Source organism: Streptomyces sp. NPDC058525, from assembly GCF_042719495.1.
In the GTDB taxonomy this organism is placed as follows: domain Bacteria; phylum Actinomycetota; class Actinomycetes; order Streptomycetales; family Streptomycetaceae; genus Streptomyces.
The window spans coordinates 1-15135 of record NZ_JBHXNP010000029.1 but is presented as its reverse complement, the minus strand read 5'-3'; the positions used below and the strand labels follow the sequence as shown (position 1 = coordinate 15135).

General features: G+C 74.7%; 15 protein-coding genes and 6 tRNA genes. 10 read left to right on the top strand and 11 right to left on the bottom strand.

What is annotated here, in order from left to right; all coding sequences use genetic code 11:
* Window positions 1–2: 2 nt before the first annotated feature.
* On the top strand, window positions 3–2336 hold the full coding sequence (locus ACFWP3_RS16020; RefSeq protein ID WP_384220949.1) for an SCO7613 C-terminal domain-containing membrane protein: 2334 nt from the start codon (window positions 3–5) through the stop codon (window positions 2334–2336).
* A 92-nt stretch (window positions 2337–2428) separates the two neighbouring features.
* Here the strand turns inward: ACFWP3_RS16020 and ACFWP3_RS16015 are convergent.
* Both ACFWP3_RS16015 and ACFWP3_RS16010 read right to left on the bottom strand, forming a co-directional pair.
* Window positions 2429–2500 (bottom strand) — tRNA-Val (locus ACFWP3_RS16015).
* A 57-nt stretch (window positions 2501–2557) separates the two neighbouring features.
* Window positions 2558–2992, bottom strand: a complete 435-nt coding sequence (locus ACFWP3_RS16010; protein ID WP_384220946.1) for a TIGR02611 family protein — start codon at window positions 2990–2992, stop codon at window positions 2558–2560.
* Window positions 2993–3169: 177 nt separating this feature from the next.
* Between ACFWP3_RS16010 and ACFWP3_RS16005 the strand changes: the two genes are divergently transcribed.
* Both ACFWP3_RS16005 and ACFWP3_RS16000 read left to right on the top strand, forming a co-directional pair.
* Complete coding sequence (locus ACFWP3_RS16005) at window positions 3170–3583, top strand: SsgA family sporulation/cell division regulator (RefSeq protein ID WP_030011909.1); 414 nt, start codon at window positions 3170–3172, stop codon at window positions 3581–3583.
* Between the two features lie 213 nt (window positions 3584–3796).
* A complete protein-coding gene (locus ACFWP3_RS16000; protein WP_384220944.1) occupies window positions 3797–4417 on the top strand; it encodes a CGNR zinc finger domain-containing protein in 621 nt (206 codons plus the stop codon).
* A 235-nt stretch (window positions 4418–4652) separates the two neighbouring features.
* Here ACFWP3_RS16000 and ACFWP3_RS15995 read toward each other — a convergent pair whose 3' ends face one another.
* Entirely contained in the window at window positions 4653–5102 is a 450-nt protein-coding gene (locus ACFWP3_RS15995; RefSeq protein ID WP_384220941.1) for a hypothetical protein, read from the bottom strand.
* Between the two features lie 177 nt (window positions 5103–5279).
* Here ACFWP3_RS15995 and ACFWP3_RS15990 point away from each other — a divergent pair, with 177 nt between their 5' ends.
* Window positions 5280–5777, top strand: a complete 498-nt coding sequence (locus ACFWP3_RS15990; RefSeq protein ID WP_384220939.1) for a DsbA family protein — start codon at window positions 5280–5282, stop codon at window positions 5775–5777.
* Between the two features lie 66 nt (window positions 5778–5843).
* Here ACFWP3_RS15990 and ACFWP3_RS15985 read toward each other — a convergent pair whose 3' ends face one another.
* From ACFWP3_RS15985 to ACFWP3_RS15975, 3 genes are read right to left on the bottom strand one after another with little or no spacing between them, the layout of a single operon-like run.
* Window positions 5844–6686: a GNAT family N-acetyltransferase gene (locus tag ACFWP3_RS15985; RefSeq protein WP_384220936.1), complete on the bottom strand. Its 843-nt coding sequence runs from the start codon at window positions 6684–6686 to the stop codon at window positions 5844–5846.
* Window positions 6687–6729: 43 nt separating this feature from the next.
* Entirely contained in the window at window positions 6730–7551 is an 822-nt protein-coding gene (locus ACFWP3_RS15980; protein WP_384220934.1) for an aminotransferase class IV, read from the bottom strand.
* A gap of 43 nt (window positions 7552–7594) precedes the next feature.
* Window positions 7595–8647: a chorismate-binding protein gene (locus ACFWP3_RS15975; RefSeq protein ID WP_384220931.1), complete on the bottom strand. Its 1053-nt coding sequence runs from the start codon at window positions 8645–8647 to the stop codon at window positions 7595–7597.
* Between the two features lie 181 nt (window positions 8648–8828).
* Between ACFWP3_RS15975 and ACFWP3_RS15970 the strand changes: the two genes are divergently transcribed.
* From ACFWP3_RS15970 to ACFWP3_RS15950, 5 genes are all read left to right on the top strand, one after another.
* A tRNA-Gly gene (locus tag ACFWP3_RS15970) sits at window positions 8829–8901 on the top strand.
* 41 nt (window positions 8902–8942) lie between these two features.
* A tRNA-Cys gene (locus tag ACFWP3_RS15965) sits at window positions 8943–9016 on the top strand.
* A 1-nt stretch (window position 9017) separates the two neighbouring features.
* A tRNA-Val gene (locus ACFWP3_RS15960) sits at window positions 9018–9089 on the top strand.
* 19 nt (window positions 9090–9108) lie between these two features.
* A tRNA-Val gene (locus ACFWP3_RS15955) sits at window positions 9109–9180 on the top strand.
* Between the two features lie 48 nt (window positions 9181–9228).
* Window positions 9229–9303 (top strand) — tRNA-Val (locus tag ACFWP3_RS15950).
* 50 nt (window positions 9304–9353) lie between these two features.
* Here ACFWP3_RS15950 and ACFWP3_RS15945 read toward each other — a convergent pair.
* The 3 genes from ACFWP3_RS15945 to ACFWP3_RS15935 form a co-directional block, all read right to left on the bottom strand.
* Window positions 9354–9662, bottom strand: coding sequence for a zf-TFIIB domain-containing protein (locus tag ACFWP3_RS15945; RefSeq protein WP_384220929.1), 309 nt, complete (start codon window positions 9660–9662; stop codon window positions 9354–9356).
* Between the two features lie 65 nt (window positions 9663–9727).
* Complete coding sequence (locus ACFWP3_RS15940; RefSeq protein WP_384221079.1) at window positions 9728–10657, bottom strand: phosphotransferase; 930 nt, start codon at window positions 10655–10657, stop codon at window positions 9728–9730.
* Window positions 10658–10914: 257 nt separating this feature from the next.
* Window positions 10915–11100 carry a hypothetical protein gene (locus ACFWP3_RS15935; RefSeq protein WP_384220926.1) on the bottom strand — a complete coding sequence of 62 codons (186 nt, stop codon included), beginning with the start codon at window positions 11098–11100 and terminating at the stop codon, window positions 10915–10917.
* Window positions 11101–11650: 550 nt separating this feature from the next.
* On the opposite strand from ACFWP3_RS15935, the gene ACFWP3_RS15930 reads away from it, so the two are divergent.
* Window positions 11651–12841, top strand: coding sequence for a serine/threonine-protein kinase (locus tag ACFWP3_RS15930; RefSeq protein ID WP_384220924.1), 1191 nt, complete (start codon window positions 11651–11653; stop codon window positions 12839–12841).
* Between the two features lie 35 nt (window positions 12842–12876).
* On the opposite strand, the gene ACFWP3_RS15925 is transcribed toward ACFWP3_RS15930, so the two are convergent.
* Together ACFWP3_RS15925 and cobA are read right to left on the bottom strand one after the other, a co-directional pair.
* Window positions 12877–13695, bottom strand: coding sequence for a TrmH family RNA methyltransferase (locus ACFWP3_RS15925; protein WP_384220921.1), 819 nt, complete (start codon window positions 13693–13695; stop codon window positions 12877–12879).
* Window positions 13696–13737: 42 nt separating this feature from the next.
* Window positions 13738–14967: a uroporphyrinogen-III C-methyltransferase gene (gene cobA, locus ACFWP3_RS15920; protein WP_384220918.1), complete on the bottom strand. Its 1230-nt coding sequence runs from the start codon at window positions 14965–14967 to the stop codon at window positions 13738–13740.
* Window positions 14968–15135 lie beyond the last annotated feature (168 nt).

Here is a 15135-nt window from a genome sequence, read left to right as displayed (position 1 = left end):
CCATGAACTCCCCCCTGCCGCCGGCCGAAGAGCTGGCGCTCATCGACCGTGAGCTGGCTCAACTCGATGTCCGGCGCCTGTACTTGCTGGGCCGCCGGGACTGGCTGCTGCGGCTGCCGACACCTCCCGCGCGGACCCCGGCGATGCCCGCGCACCCCAAGGAGACCTCGGCCCCGAGCGCCCAGAACGTGCTGCTCACCCTGGGCGCGGTGCTCCTGGCCGTGGCCGCGCTGGCCTTCACCCTGCTCAGCTGGGGCTCGCTCGGGATCGCCGGGCGCTCGGCGGTGCTGGCCGCGGTGACGGCGGCGGCGCTGGCGGCGCCCGCCGTGCTGCTGCGCCGCGGGCTGGGCTCGACGGCCGAGTCGGTGGCGGCGGTGGGTCTGCTGCTGACCGTGCTGGACGCGTACGCGCTGTACGCGGTCGGGCTGCCGGGCACGGACGGCACGGCGTACGCGGCGGGGGCGGCGGCGGTGCTGGCCGCGGTGTGGGCCGGGTACGGCCTGGCCCTGCGCGGGCTGCGGATCCCGCTGCCCGCGGCGGTGCTGGCGGCGCAGTTCCCGCTGCCCCTGGCCGCGCTGGCCGCGCAGGCGGGTCCGTCCGAGCTCGGCTGGGCGCTGCTGGCGACGGCCGCGCTGGACGCGGCCCTCGCGCTGCGGGCCCGGGCCGCGGCCGTCCCGGCGGCGGTGCTGGGCGCGGGCGCGCTGCTGATCGGCGCGGCCGGGTCCTGGTCGGCGGCCTCGGCCGGCGAGGCGCTGGCCCCGTCGGGGCTGCTGCTCGCGGCCGCTGCGCTGGGCACGGCGGCGGCGTGGCGGGAGCCGCGCGCGTGGCCCGCCGCGCCGGCGGGCGGCCTGGCCGCGGTGGTCGCGCTGGCCGGGCCGGCCCGGCCGGAGCTGGCTCCCGACTGGGCGGTCCTGGCGTACCTGCTGGCGGCGCTGCCGCTGCTGGCGGCCGTACGGGTCCGCGCCCTGCCGGGGCCGGTGCGGCGCGGGCTGGCCGGGGCCGGTGCGGTGGCGGCCGGCCTGGCCGCCCTGGCGGCCGCGTCCGCGGTGGCTCCGGTCCTGCTGGCCCGGGCCGGGGTGCTGGCCGAGGTGTGGGCGGCGACGGATCCGGCCCGGGACCCGTTCTGGCCGGGTGCGGCGGTGCCGGTGACGCTGCTGGTGGCGGCGGGGGCCGCCGGGTGGCTGTCCCGGGTGTCGGCGCGGCCGGAGGCGGCGACGGTGGCGGCGCCCGCGGCGGTGGTCCTGGCCTGGGCGGGGCTGTTCGCGGCGCCGGAGCTGCTCGGCCTGCCGGTGGCGGCGGTGTTCGCGGTCCAGACCGCGGTGACGGGGGCGGCGGGCGTGCTCGCCCTGCGCGCTCCGGGGCGCGCGGCCGCGATCGCGGCCGCCGGGTGCGCGCTGCTCGGGGCCGGGAACGTGTCCCTGGGCGCGCTGGACGGCCGCGGCTCCACCTTCGCGGTCTGGGGGCTGCTGGGCGCGGGCTGCGCGGCTGGGGCGGCGTACGCGGCCGCTGCGCGGCCGGTGCGGGCGGGGGCGGCGGTGTGCGCCGTCGGCTACGCCACGGGGCTGCTGGTGGCGGCGGCCGCCGTGACGGATCTGGCGGTGGTCTGGTGGGCGCTCCCGGTGCTGGCCGTCCCGGCCGCGGTGGCTGCGCTCGGTCCGCGGCTCGGCGCCGTGCGGGTGCCGGCCGAGATCGCGGCGGGCGCGGCCGGCGCGCTGGCGGTCGCCCTGTCGGCGGGCCGCGCCGGGACGCTGGCGCTGGTGCTCGCCCTGGCCGGGGTGATCTGCTCCGGCGCCGCGGTGCGGGCGGACCGGCGGGTGCTGGGCTGGGCGGCCGGGGCGCTGTTCGCGGCCGCGACCTGGGTCCGGCTGGCGGAGGCCGGGGTCACGGCCCCGGAGGCGTACACGCTGCCGGTGACGGTGCCCGCCCTGGTGCTGGGCTTCCTGCGGCGTCGCGGGGACCTGGCGGCGTCCTCGTGGGCGGCGTACGGGCCGGGGCTGGCCGCGACCCTGCTGCCGAGCCTGCTGGCCGTGCTGGCCGGCTCCCAGGCGGGGACCGCGAGCTGGCTGCGCCCGCTGCTGCTGGGGCTGGCCGCGCTGGCGGTGACCCTGGTGGGCGCCCAGCGGCGGCTCCAGGCCCCGCTCCTGCTCGGCGGCGGGACGCTGGCGGCGGTGGCGCTGCACGAGCTGGCCCCGTACGTGGTGCAGCTCGCGGGGGCCCTGCCGCGCTGGGTGGCGCCGGCCCTGGCGGGCCTGCTGCTGCTGGCGGTGGGGGCGACGTACGAGAAGCGGCTGCGCGACGCCCGGCGCCTGAGGGACGCGATCGGACGGCTCGGGTAACCGGCGGGAGCGGCGGCGCCGGCGGGACCGGCCGGGAGGCCGGAAACGCCAGAGGCCCGGAGACGGTGAAGTCTCCGGGCCTCTGGTCCGGGTGGGCGATACTGGGTTCGAACCAGTGACCCCTTCGGTGTGAACGAAGTGCTCTCCCACTGAGCTAATCGCCCGGACGCACCGCAAACATTACCGCATGTCAGCGGTGCTCCATGACCACCTCCGCGCGGTCACTGGTCCTTGAGGTCCCAGGGCAGCACGAGCCCGTACTTCCACAGGTAGAAGCCGATCAGCGCGGCCGCGATCACGAGGCCCGCGGTGGTCAGGATGATGTTGCGGCGGCGGACCTTGGGGTCGAGCGCCTTCTGCGCGGCCTCGGTGACCTTGCGCTTGGTCCAGCGCAGCACCAGGTGCGCCCAGGCGAACTCGGTGGCCCAGATCGCCAGGCCCGCGAAGATCGCGACCCAGCCCGGCCCGGGCAGGACGAGCATGGCGATGCCCGCCCCGATCACGGCCAGGCCGACGATGAACACGCCGACCTGCCAGCTCAGGTGCAGGGTCTTGCGGGCCTTGATGAAGGCGGGCGCCTTCGAGACGTGCACGTGTTCGACGGCCGACTCACTGCTCGCGGACTCGTTGGTCTCGCGGTCACTCCCCGTATTCATGGGGTCGAATCTACCGGAGCCGGAAGCACACGCGAACGGTGGTTTGGATCCGCCGTACGAGGGACCCAGAGGTCCGCAAAACGGTCAGAGGGGTTTACAACGGCACCGTAGGTGGCATGTCGATTTCGCCGACGTGCGAATCCCCGAGCGCACACTGAGCGAAAGGCCCTGGCGCTTATGAACACCACGGTCAGCTGCGAGCTGCACCTGCGCCTCGTTGTGTCGAGCGAGTCCTCACTGCCTGTTCCCGCGGGCCTGCGGTATGACACGGCCGACCCCTACGCCGTGCACGCCACCTTCCACACCGGCGCCGAGGAGACGGTCGAATGGGTATTCGCCCGCGACCTCCTCGCAGAGGGCCTGCACCGGCCCACCGGTACCGGCGACGTCCGCGTCTGGCCGTCCCGCAGCCACGGTCAGGGCGTCGTCTGCATCGCCCTGAGCTCACCGGAGGGAGAAGCGCTGCTCGAAGCACCCGCGCGAGCACTCGAGTCGTTCCTCAAGCGGACGGACGCCGCGGTCCCGCCCGGGACCGAGCACCGGCACTTCGACCTCGACAAGGAGCTCTCCCACATCCTGGCCGAAAGCTGAGCCAGGCCCACCGCCGCGCGACACCGTCCGACTCGGGGCGACGGTGCGTGCCGGACAACCACATACGCGAGACCGGCGCCGTCCACGCGGGACCCATCCGCGGGGCCGGCGCCGGTGTGCGTCCAGGGACCGCCCGGACGAGTACCCGCTAGAGTCGGCCCCCAGCGGCGGCAGCAGCCCGTCGCCGCAGGCCCGGCCCTTGAGGGAGACCCCGTGCAGATCCCCCACGACACCCGTCGCGCGCTCGACGTCGTCGTCGCGCTGGTGAACACCGCGGCCGAGCCGGACCAGCCCGACGGGCTCTCGGACATCGGCGCGCTGCGCGGTTTCGTCCAGGAGTACTCGATCAGCGACGTCGGCGAGCTCGGCGCGCGCGATCTGGCCGGGGTCCGCACGGTCCGCGGCAAGTTCGCCCAGGTCTTCGCGGCGCCGAACGCCCGTGCGGCGTCCGTGCTGATCAACGAGCTGGTGGCGACGGCCGGCACCACCCCGCAGCTCACGGACCACGACGGCTACGACTGGCACGTGCACTACTTCGCGCCGGGCGCCTCGGTGGGCGACCACCTCGCGGCCGACGGCGGCATGGCGCTGGCCTTCATCGTGGTCTCCGGGGAGCAGGAACGGCTGCGCCGCTGCGAGGCCCCGGACTGCCGGCGCGCCTTCGTCGACCTGTCCCGCAACCGCTCGCGGCGCTACTGCGACAGCCGGACCTGCGGGAACCGGCTGCACGTGGCGGCGTACCGGGCCCGGCGCAAGGAGGCCGACGCGGGGCACTCAGAGCAGGAAGAGATCGTGCACGGCGGCCAGCAGCAGCAGGACCCCGATCACGCCTAGAAAGATCATCAAGGGCGGCTGGGAGAGCGCGAAGAGGCAGCCTCGCGGCTCGTCGGCGACAGGGGCGGGTGCCGGTGCGGGCACCGAGGGCTCACTCTGCGATGTTTCGAGCATGTCGGGGCGATGATGGCGCAGCGCGCCGCCATCCGTGCTTCAACACGCCATTTTCCGCGCGGGAGTTCGCCCGATCTCGTGGACCTCGGCGGTTCCGGGCCGGATCGGCCGGTCCGGCCGGTCAGATCCCGTGCTTCTTGAGGATCGCCTCGATGTCGGAGAAGTCGTCCGCCGGGGCGGCGGCCTGCGGGTTCTTGCGCGCGGTGGGCTGCGGGCGGGCGCCGGAGCCGAGCGAGGGCGCGGAGGCGGCGGGGGCGACGGCCTCCGGGGCCCGGCCGCCCTTCGCGGCCTTGGCCGGCTTCTCCGTGCCGCCGAGCCTGCGGCGCTCGACCGCGCGGGTGGTCATGAAGAGCAGCCAGGCCAGCCCCAGCAGTCCGAAGCCGGCCCAGACGGTCGGCTTGAAGACCATTCCGGACACCCACTCCACGACGCCGGTCAGCACGAGCCCGACCGGCACCAGCGCGTACGCGGCGATCCGCGTGGCGGCCAGGAAGCGCCTGCGGTAGGCGGTGATCGCGGCGATGCCCAGGCCCGCCGCGGACACCGCGGAGCAAATGGTCTCGGCGAGCATGCGGTCCTCCAGGTGTGGGCGGTCTGTCCCTATCCATCCTGCCCCGCCCGCGGCCGTACGGGCCAGGTGCGCGGCCTCCTGCGGACGGATCTCGGGGACATCTCCGGGTCGGTCCTCCTCCCCAGGGGGTGCATCGCCGGGTCGAGCGGGGTGCGCGGGGGCTGGGAGACTGTGCACATGACCGATTCCGTGATCCTCGACGTCTGGTGCGAACTCCAGTGTTCGGACTGCCACAGCGCACTGGACGACGTGCGCGCCCTGCGGGCCCGCTACGGCGACCGGCTGGACATCCGGCTGCGCCACTTCCCCCTGGAGAAGCACAAGCACGCCTTCGCCGCGGCGCAGGCCGCCGAGGAGGCCGTGGAGCAGGGCCGGGGCTGGCCGTACGCGGAGGCCGTGCTGGCGCGCAGCGCGGAGCTGGGCGAGCGCGGCGAGCCGGTCCTGCTGGACGTGGCACGTGAACTCGGTCTGGACGCCGAGGAGTTCGACACGGCTCTGATCGACGGCCGGCACATCCTGATCGTCGACGCCGATCAGGCCGAGGGCAAGGCGATCGGTGTCACCGGCACCCCGACGTACGTGATCGGCGGCGAGCGCCTGGACGGCGGCAAGAGCCAGGAGGGCCTGCGCGCCCGCATCGAGGAGATCGCGGACCGGCTGCTCGCGGGCTCCTGACCCCCGGGCCTCCTCGGCCTCCCCAGCCTTCCCGGCCTCCTCGGCCTGCGTGGTCCTCGGCCCGCGTCAGACGAGCGCCTTGATGGCGTTGACGGCGATGTCCCGATAGCCGAGCGATGCGTAGAGCCGGCGGGCCGGGGTGTTGCCCTCGACGACGTGCAGGGCCAGGGTGCGGGAGCCGGCGGCCAGCGCCGTGTGCTCGGCCAGCCGCATGAGGGTGCGGCCGTGCCCCCGCCCGCGGTGCCCGGCGTCGACCTCGACGTCGTAGACGTACGGGACGCTGCCGAGGCCGGGCAGGTCGCGCTCCCCCACCCACAGGGTGCCCAGGTTGCCGCCGTCGGCCGCCTCCAGGACGAGGAAGGTCGCACCGGGCGTGTCCCGGCCGCCCGGCAGCATCCGGGCGTGCTCGGCGCGGGAGGCGGCCAGGCCCTGCTCCTCGGTCATGCCCGGGGCGACCAGTCGACGGCCGTACTCGACGATGCCCGGCTCGAGCCAGGCGGCGAACTCGGCCTCCGTCATCGGGCGGCCGGCACTGTCCGCCGGGAGGGCGGGCGGCTCGGCGGGCAGGTCCTTGGCCATGACCCGGCCGGTCTCCACGTAGCCGAGGGCCGTCGCCAGCCGCAGGGCGCGCGCCGCGTCGGCGGGCACCGACACGGCGATGCTCGTGCAGCGCCAGGAGCGCAGCACCTCCTCGGCGGCGAGCGCGGCGACCGTGCCCCGGCCGCGCCCACGGTCCGGCTCGTCGATCCACAGGCCCCGGATCACCCCGACCTCCGGCTGGGCGCCGGAGCGGGTGGCGAGTTCGAGGCTGCCGACGTGCCGGCTGTTGACCCGCACCGCGTACGTCCGCGAGCGGGTTCCGTCACTGTGCTGCTGGAGCGGCTGCGCGGGCCGCAGGGTGGTGGTCATCACCTCGTGTTGTACCTGCCCGGCGGCCGCGCGTACACCGGGTTCACGGATCGAGGTCCGCCCCGGCCTTCGCGTCGAAGATCCGCATGGCCTCGGCGGTGACCGGGCCGGGGGCGGTGCCGAGCTGCCGGCCGTCGATCCGCAGCACCGACTGGACGTCGCGCAGCGAGGAGGTCAGGAAGACCTCCTCGGCCTGTTCGAGCGCCTCGAAGGGCAGGTCGGTCTCCTTGGCCCCGGCCCACTCGACGACCAGTGCGCGCGTGATGCCCGCCAGGCAGCCGGAGGCCGTCGGCGGGGTGTGCAGTTCCCCGTCGAGCACGACGAAGACGTTGGAGCCGGTGCCCTCGCAGAGCCGTCCCACCGTGTTGGCGAGGAGCGCCTCGGAGGCTCCGGCCCGGTGGGCGGCGGCCAGGGCGACGACGTTCTCGGCGTACGAGGTGGTCTTCAGGCCGGCCACGGCGGAGCGCTCGTTGCGGACCCAGTCCACCCGCAGGACGGCGGTGGTGTCCGGGCGGCGGACCGACTCGGCTACGGCGGCGACCAGGGTGGGCGCCGCGTTCCCGCGGTCGGAGCCGAGCGGGGAGAGGCCGCCGGTGTAGGTCACGCGCAGCCGTGCCAGGGGCATCGGGTTGGCTTCCAGTACGGCCGCGCACGCGCGGCGCACCTCGTCGAGGTCGGGATCCGGGAGGCCGAGGCCGCGCGCCGAGCGGGTCAGCCGCTCGAGGTGGCGGGTGAGCGCGAAGGGCCGGCCGCCCTCGGCCTTGAGGGTCTCGAACACGCCGTCACCCACGGTCAGCCCGTGGTCGAAGACCGACACCTTCGCGTCGTCCACGTCCCGCAGCGCTCCATCGAGCCAGATTCTCACCGTACGACCCCTCTCGAAGTGCCGTTCATCCCGTTCATCCCATTTATCCCGTTCGTCCTGCCTGGTACGCACCCGACGCTACCCGCAGCAGGCGGGCGGCCTTGAGTTCGGTCTCGGCCCACTCCCGGTCGGGGTCGGAGCCCCAGGTGATGCCGGCGCCGGTGCCGAACAGCAGCCGGGGGCCGCCGGGGGCCGCCCGGTCGATCCAGAAGGTGCGGATGCCGACGGCGAGCTCCGCGGTGCCCCGGTCGGCGTCGACCCAGCCGATGCCCCCGCAGTAGGGGCCGCGCGGGGCGGTCTCCAGCTCCTCGATGATCCGCAGGGCGGAGGACTTGGGCGCCCCGGTGACGGACCCGGGCGGGAAGGCGGCGGCGAGCAGCTCGGGCCAGCCGGCGCCGTCGGCGAGCTCGCCGCTCACCGTGGAGACGAGGTGGACCAGGCCCGGGTGCTCCTCGACGGCGCACAGCTCGGGGACGGTGACCGAGCCGGTGGCGCAGACGCGGCCCAGGTCGTTGCGGACCAGGTCGACGATCATCACGTTCTCGGCGTGGTCCTTGGGGAGCAGGTCGGCGACGGTGCGGCCGGTGCCCTTGATCGGGCCGGATTCGATGCGGCGGCCGCTGCGGCGCAGGAAGAGCTCCGGGGAGGCGGTGGCGATCTCCACGCCGTGCGCGCGCAGCCGAATCGTTCCTGCGTAGGGGGCGGGGTTGCCGCGGGCGAGCAGCGCGGTGAGGGCGTCGACGTCCGCACCGGCCGGGTCGGGCAGCGGCGCGGACATCACGCGGCAGAGGTTGGCCTGGTAGACCTCGCCGGCCGCGATGTACTCGCGGATGCGGCGGACGCCGGCGACGTACGCGGCGCGGTCGAGCGAGCTGGACCAGTGGTCGGCTTCGGGGCCCCGCCAGGCGCCGGGTCGCGGCGCGGGCACGGGGTCGGGGCGTATGTCTCCGAAGCGCGCGCAGACGAGCCGCCCTTCGAAGTCGGCGGTCACCGCCCAGAAGCCGGTGGAGTCCAGGGCGGCGGGATCGCTGGTCACGTCCCGGAGGTCGGTCGCGAGGAGGCCGCCGAAGCGGGCCATGGGAGGCAGGTCGTGCACGGCTGCGAGTCTATGACCGGTGACGCGACGGCGCCGGTGAGGTGACGGCGGGGTGACCGCCGGTGATCGAGCGGCAGCACGCTGCGGAAACGCGTTTTTGAGCTGGCCCGGGAATCCGCTAGAGTTCAACACGTCGCCAGGGAGCGAAGGGGCCGAAACCCCGGAGCGAACACGGTGACCTGCGGACGTAGCTCAGTTGGTAGAGCACCACCTTGCCAAGGTGGATGTCGCGAGTTCGAGTCTCGTCGTCCGCTCGAAGTGGGGGATTTCTTCCCGAGAACCCCTGCAGCTCCATGGTGGAGTGGCCGAGAGGCGAGGCAACGGCCTGCAAAGCCGTCTACACGGGTTCAAATCCCGTCTCCACCTCCAAGGACGATTAGCTCAGCGGGAGAGCGCTTCCCTGACACGGAAGAGGTCACTGGTTCAATCCCAGTATCGTCCACTGATCCGCAAGGATCCCCGCGCGATTAGCTCAGCGGGAGAGCGCTTCCCTGACACGGAAGAGGTCACTGGTTCAATCCCAGTATCGCGCACGCAGCACCATGCAGTACGAGCTTCACCTGCGGCTTCATGCCGTTCCCGCGCGATTAGCTCAGCGGGAGAGCGCTTCCCTGACACGGAAGAGGTCACTGGTTCAATCCCAGTATCGCGCACCATCCGGAAGCCCCGGCCGTCGAGACGGCCGGGGCTTCCGCGTTGCCCGGCTTCAGGAGGAGAAGAGCATCCGGCCGAAGCCGCCCTTGCGGTGGCCGTGGTGGCCGTGGCCGTGTCCGCCGTGCTGCGGGGCGCCCCAGGCCGGGGCCGGGGCCGCGTGCGGGGCCGGATAGGGGGCCGGGGGTGCGGCGGGCGGCGGGACCTGGCCGTACTGCTGCGCGGTGTACTGGGACTCCAGTCGGGTCAGCGCCTCCAGCTCGCCGTAGTCGAGAAAGATGCCGCGGCATCCGCTGCACTGCTCTATCTGGACACCGTTGCGGTTGTAGGTGTGCATCATCGCGTGACACTTCGGACACTGCATGGACCGATCAACTCCTCGCCGTGGACGTCGCCATCGGATGCATGCCCGATGGCGGGATGTTCACCCTACGGCGGAGGCTCGGAGTCCAAGTCGGCCGGGAGGGCGGCGATTCGGGCGCAGGCGTCCGTCATCAGCCGCTCCTCGCCGTCGAGTCGGCGGCCGCTTTCCGCCGCTTTGGCCAGGGCCAGGGCCGCCGTCTGCACGGTGAGCGCCCGGGCGGCGAGGTCGAGTTCCGGCCAGGGGTCGCTGCCGGGCGGGCCGGCGGCCGGGCCGCCGGCGGACCGGTAGGCGTCGAGGAAGCGCAGCCAGGTCGCGGTGTCGAGCAGGCCGGCGGCGTACCAGGCGGCCGGGCGGGCCAGGTCCCAGGCGGGCGCGCCGAGGCCGAGGTCGTCGACGTCGATGAGGAGCCAGGCGCCCGCCGGGGCGGGATGGCGCACCAACTGCCCCAGGTGCAGGTCCCCGTGGCACAGGGCCCCGCCGGGCGGGGGCGCCGCCGCTCCGCGCGCCCAGGCGGGCAGGGACCGGGCGGCGGCCCGTACGGCGCGCGTGGCGGCGGGCTCGGTCCCCAGGGGCTCCGCCCGCGCCAGCCGGTCCAGGGCCCGGGCGAGCTTGGCCGGTCCGCGCATCGGCGGGACCGGGCCCGGGAGCCCGTCGGGCGGGGTCCGGTGCAGGGCGGCCAGGAGCCGGCCGGCCTCCTCCCAGGGCGCGTCGGCGGGCCGCTCCGGATCGACCGGAGCGCCGTAGGGCCAGAGGGAGGCGGGCCTGCCGTGCACGGATCCGGTCCCGGGGCGCAGGGGCGGCAGCAGTACCCCGCGGAGGGCCGGGTGCCCGGCGATCCCCAGCCGTACGGCGAGGGCCTCCCGGTCGGCGTCCTCCGCGTGCGCCTTGGCCACGGCGTCCCCGCAGCGCACCACGGTCCCGTCGTACCGGTCGGCGAGCAGCTCGTACGCGCGGTGGCCGCCTTCCGAGGCCCAGGCCGCGAGGGCGGCGGGCAGCCCGGGGCGGTTCGTGTGCGGGGCGGTTCGTCGCTCCAGCTGGACCAGGCCTCCTCGCCGCCGGGTGCCGACTCTTCCGAGGAGGAGCGTACGGGCGCCGTGCACGGGGGTGCGGAGGGGCGCGAAAAAGGGTGCTGCCCGTCCGACTCCCCAGTCGTACGGGCAGCACCCTTCACCTGCCGTCCGTCGCCACGCCCCCGTCCCCACGGGGTGTGACAGGCCGATTCCCGGGCCGCTCTCCCGGGCTGTGGCGCCGCTCAGCGCCCCAGCATCGCGCCCACGGACGACGCCTGTGCCGCCACCTGGTCGAAGCCTCCGAAGAGGAAGAGCAGGAGGGCGGCCAGGGGGAGCACCATCGCGGCGGCCACCAACGGGTGCCGCGTACCGGACTCATGGCCGTTGAACGCGAATGCCTTGCGTCCCTGCCCTGCGATGTCCGCCATGGTCCTCTCCCTGTCGTTGACAGCGGCGGGCTTTTGACCTCGGGGGACGAGTGCGCCACCCGCCGCTTGTCTTCAACACTAGGCGCGCGGAGGGTTCCCGGCCTCATGCCCTCGTACCCATTGCCGGGCCTCCAGGAGGATGACGGGCCCCGGTCGGTGTACTCCCCTGGGTGGAGACCGCTCCCCCGGTGTCGGGGTCTTCCCGGAGGGGGTCAGCGCAGGGTGGTGACTTCGCTCACTTCCGTCACTCCCTGTTGATGCGCGTCCGCCGGTGGGGCACGGGCACGACCGGCTCGCGGGTGCGCGCCGTACGGACGCGGGCGGACCGGGCCCGGAGCTCCTTGATCGTCCAACCCCCTTGCCCACGGCCCGGATTGATCGACCCGGTCGCTTCGGGGCTCGGACCGGCGCGAATCCTTGAGGACCCCTCAAGTGTGCTGCTGCGCACTGACAATCGAATCCCCCGGCGAGGGCGCGGCCTCTGAGCGCACATGCCGGATGGTCCGTAAGCTGTGCCACGTCAACAGGACGACCGGTCAGCGGGGTGGACATGGCGATGATGCGGCTCCGGCGCGAGGACCCGCGTGTCGTCGGCTCGTTCAGACTGCACCGACGGCTCGGCGCCGGCGGCATGGGCGTGGTCTATCTGGGATCGGACCGGCGCGGGCAGCGCGTCGCGCTCAAGGTCATCCGGCCGGATCTGGCCGAGGACCAGGAGTTCCGGTCCCGGTTCGCGCGCGAGGTGTCCGCCGCCCGGCGCATCCGGGGCGGCTGCACCGCCCGCCTGGTCGCGGCGGACCTGGAGGCCGAGCGGCCGTGGTTCGCCACCCAGTACGTCCCCGGGCCCTCCCTGCACGACAAGGTGGCCGAGGAAGGCCCCCTGACGGCCGCGCAGATCGCCGCGATCGGTGCCGCCCTCTCCGAGGGCCTGGTCGCCGTGCACGAGGCGGGCGTCGTCCACCGCGACCTCAAGCCGTCGAACATCCTCCTCTCCCCCAAGGGCCCGCGGATCATCGACTTCGGGATCGCCTGGGCCACCGGGGCGAGCACCCTGACCCACGTGGGCACCGCCGTCGGCTCCCCCGGCTTCCTCGCGCCCGAACAGGTGCGCGGCGCCGCCGTCACCCCCGCCACGGACGTCTTCGCCCTCGGCGCCACCCTCGCCTACGCGGCGACGGCGGACTCGCCCTTCGGGCACGGCAGTTCCGAGGTCATGCTGTACCGGGTGGTGCACGAGGAGCCCCACCTCGTCGGGGTCCCGGACGCGCTCGCTCCGCTGGTCCGGGCCTGCCTGGCGAAGGACCCCGAGGAGCGGCCCAGCACGCTCCAGCTGTCGATGCGGCTCAAGGAGATCGCGGCCCGCGAGGCGCAGGGGCTGTCCGACGGGCGTCCCCCGGCGCAGCGCGCCCGCGTCGAGCGGCCGACCGGCCGGCTCGCCGAGGAGTACGCCGACCAGCGCACGGAGCGCCGTACCGGCGGCTCGACCGCGCCGCGGCCCCAGGGCGGCCCGCAGAGCGGGCCGCAGTCGCGGCCCTCGTCCCCGCGCAACCCGCGCACGCCGGGCGGCCCGTCCTCCCGGCCGACCGCGGGGCGTACGGGCGGCCGCCCGGGCCCCCGCACGACGGGGACGGGCCGGCGGCCCTCGCGGCCGGACCCGAAGCTGATGCGCCAGCGGCTGATCGTGTTCGTCGTGGTCACGCTGATCGTGGCCCTGGGCATCGCGGCGGCCCAGAAGTTCTGACGGGCCCCCGGGCCGCAGGGCCCGGGGCGTGCGACTCAGGCCCCGTCGCGGCCCTGGGCCACGGCGTAGAAGGCCACCGCGGCTGCGGCGCCCACGTTCAGCGAGTCCACGCCGTGCGCCATGGGGATGCGCACCCATTCGTCGGCGGCGACCAGCGCCTGCGTGGACAGGCCGTCCCCTTCGGCGCCGAGCATCAGCGCGACCCGCTCCAGGGACTGGGGCGCGGCCACGTCGATGGGCGAGGCCTTCTGGTGCGGGGTGAGGGCCAGCAGCTTGAAGCCGGCCTCCCGGACCGAGTCCAGGCCCTTGGGCCAGACGTCCAGGCGGGCGTACGGGACGGAGAACACCGCACCCATGGAGACCTTCACCGAGCGGCGGTAGAGCGGGTCCGCGCAGTCGGGCGACAGCAGGACCGCGTCCATGCCGAGGGCAGCGGCGCTGCGGAAGATCGCCCCGATGTTGGTGTGGTCGTTGACCGCTTCCATGATGACGACGCGGCGGGTGGTGGTGAGGAGTTCCTCGGCCGTCGGCAGCGGCTTGCGCTGCATGGAGGCGAGGGCGCCGCGGTGCACGTGGTAGCCGGTGACGCGTTCGGCGAGCTCCGGGCTGACGGCGTAGACCGGGGCCGGGAGTTCGTCGATGACGTCGCGCATGACGTCGACCCACTTGGCGGAGAGCAGCATCGAGCGCATCTCGTACCCGGCGTCCTTGGCACGTCTGATGACCTTCTCGCCCTCGGCGATGAAAAGGCCTTCCGCGGGCTCGCGCCTGCGCCGGAGTTCGACGTCGGTCAGGCCCGTGTAGTCGCGCAGGCGCGGGTCGTCGGGGTCCTCGACGGTGATGAGATCAGCCACAGGGTGATACTGCCTTGTCCTGGGTGCGGTGCCAACGGCCTGTCAGGCGCTGGTGCCGGGGCGGGCGCCGGGGTCGAGGACGGTGACGACCTCGCCGATGACGATGACGGCGGGCGGGCGGACCTCCGCGGCGCGGACCGTGTCCCCGACGGTCTCGAGGGTGGCGTCCACCCGGCGCTGGGCGGCGGTGGTGCCCTCCTGGATCACGGCGACCGGGGTCCCGGCGGGCTTTCCGTGCCGTACGAGGGCCTCGGCGATCGAGCCGATCTTGTCGACGCCCATCAGGATGACGAGGGTGCCGGTGAGCTTGGCGAGGGAGGCCCAGTCCACGAGGGAACGCGGGTCCTCGGGGCCGACGTGGCCGCTGACCACGGTGAACTCGTGGGCCACGCCCCGGTGGGTGACCGGGATGCCGACGGCGCCGGGCACGGAGATGGAGCTGGAGATGCCGGGGACGACGGTGCAGGTGATCCCGGCCTCGGCGAGCGCCTGGAGCTCCTCCATGCCGCGGCCGAAGACGTACGGGTCCCCGCCCTTGAGCCGGACCACGGCCTTGCCGGCCTTGGCGTGCTCGATCAGCGCGTTGTTGATGGCCTCCTGGGCCATGTAGCGCCCGTACGGGATCTTCGCGGCGTCGATGACCTCGACGTGCGGGGGGAGCTCGTCGAGCAGGTCGCGGGGGCCGAGCCGGTCCGCGATGACGACATCGGCCTCGGCGAGGAGGCGGCGGCCGCGCACGGTGATGAGGTCGGGGTCGCCGGGTCCGCCGCCGACGAGGGAGACGCCGGGGGTGTGCGGGCGGGCCGCGGTGAGGGAGCCGTCGCGCAGGCCTTCGACGACCGCGTCACGGACGGCCGCGGAGCGGCGCGGGTCGTTGCCGCTGAGCACGGCGACGGTGACGCCCTCCACGCGGCCGGTGGCCGGGGTCCAGGCGGTGGCGGCCGCGGCGTCGTCCGCGCGGACGCACCAGATCCGCTCGCGCTCGGCTTCGGCGGAGGCGCGGTCGTTGGCCTCGCGGTCCCGGGTGGCGACGAGCGCGTACCAGGCCTCGGCGAGGTCGCCGTCCTCGTAGCGGCGGCGCTCCCAGCGGATCTCGCCGGTCTCGGCCATGGCGTCCACGGAGGGGGTGGCGGAGGGCGAGATCAGGACGATCTCGGCGCCGGCCGCGATGAGCGCGGGGAGGCGGCGCTGGGCGACCTGTCCGCCGCCGATGACGACGACACGGCGGCCGGCGAGTCTCAGGCCGACGGGGTACGCGGGGTGTTCAGCCATGGCGGTGCGGCTCCTGGTGCGGCGGTCGTCATTGTGGCTTGCCGCTGCGGCGATGGAGCGGCGGACGGGGGGGTGTGTGCGGGTGCGGGGCTGACGTGGGCTTTCTCGTGCGGGTCCACGATACGGCCCGCCCGCTGCACGGGGCCCCTGGGGCTCCGCCCCAGACCC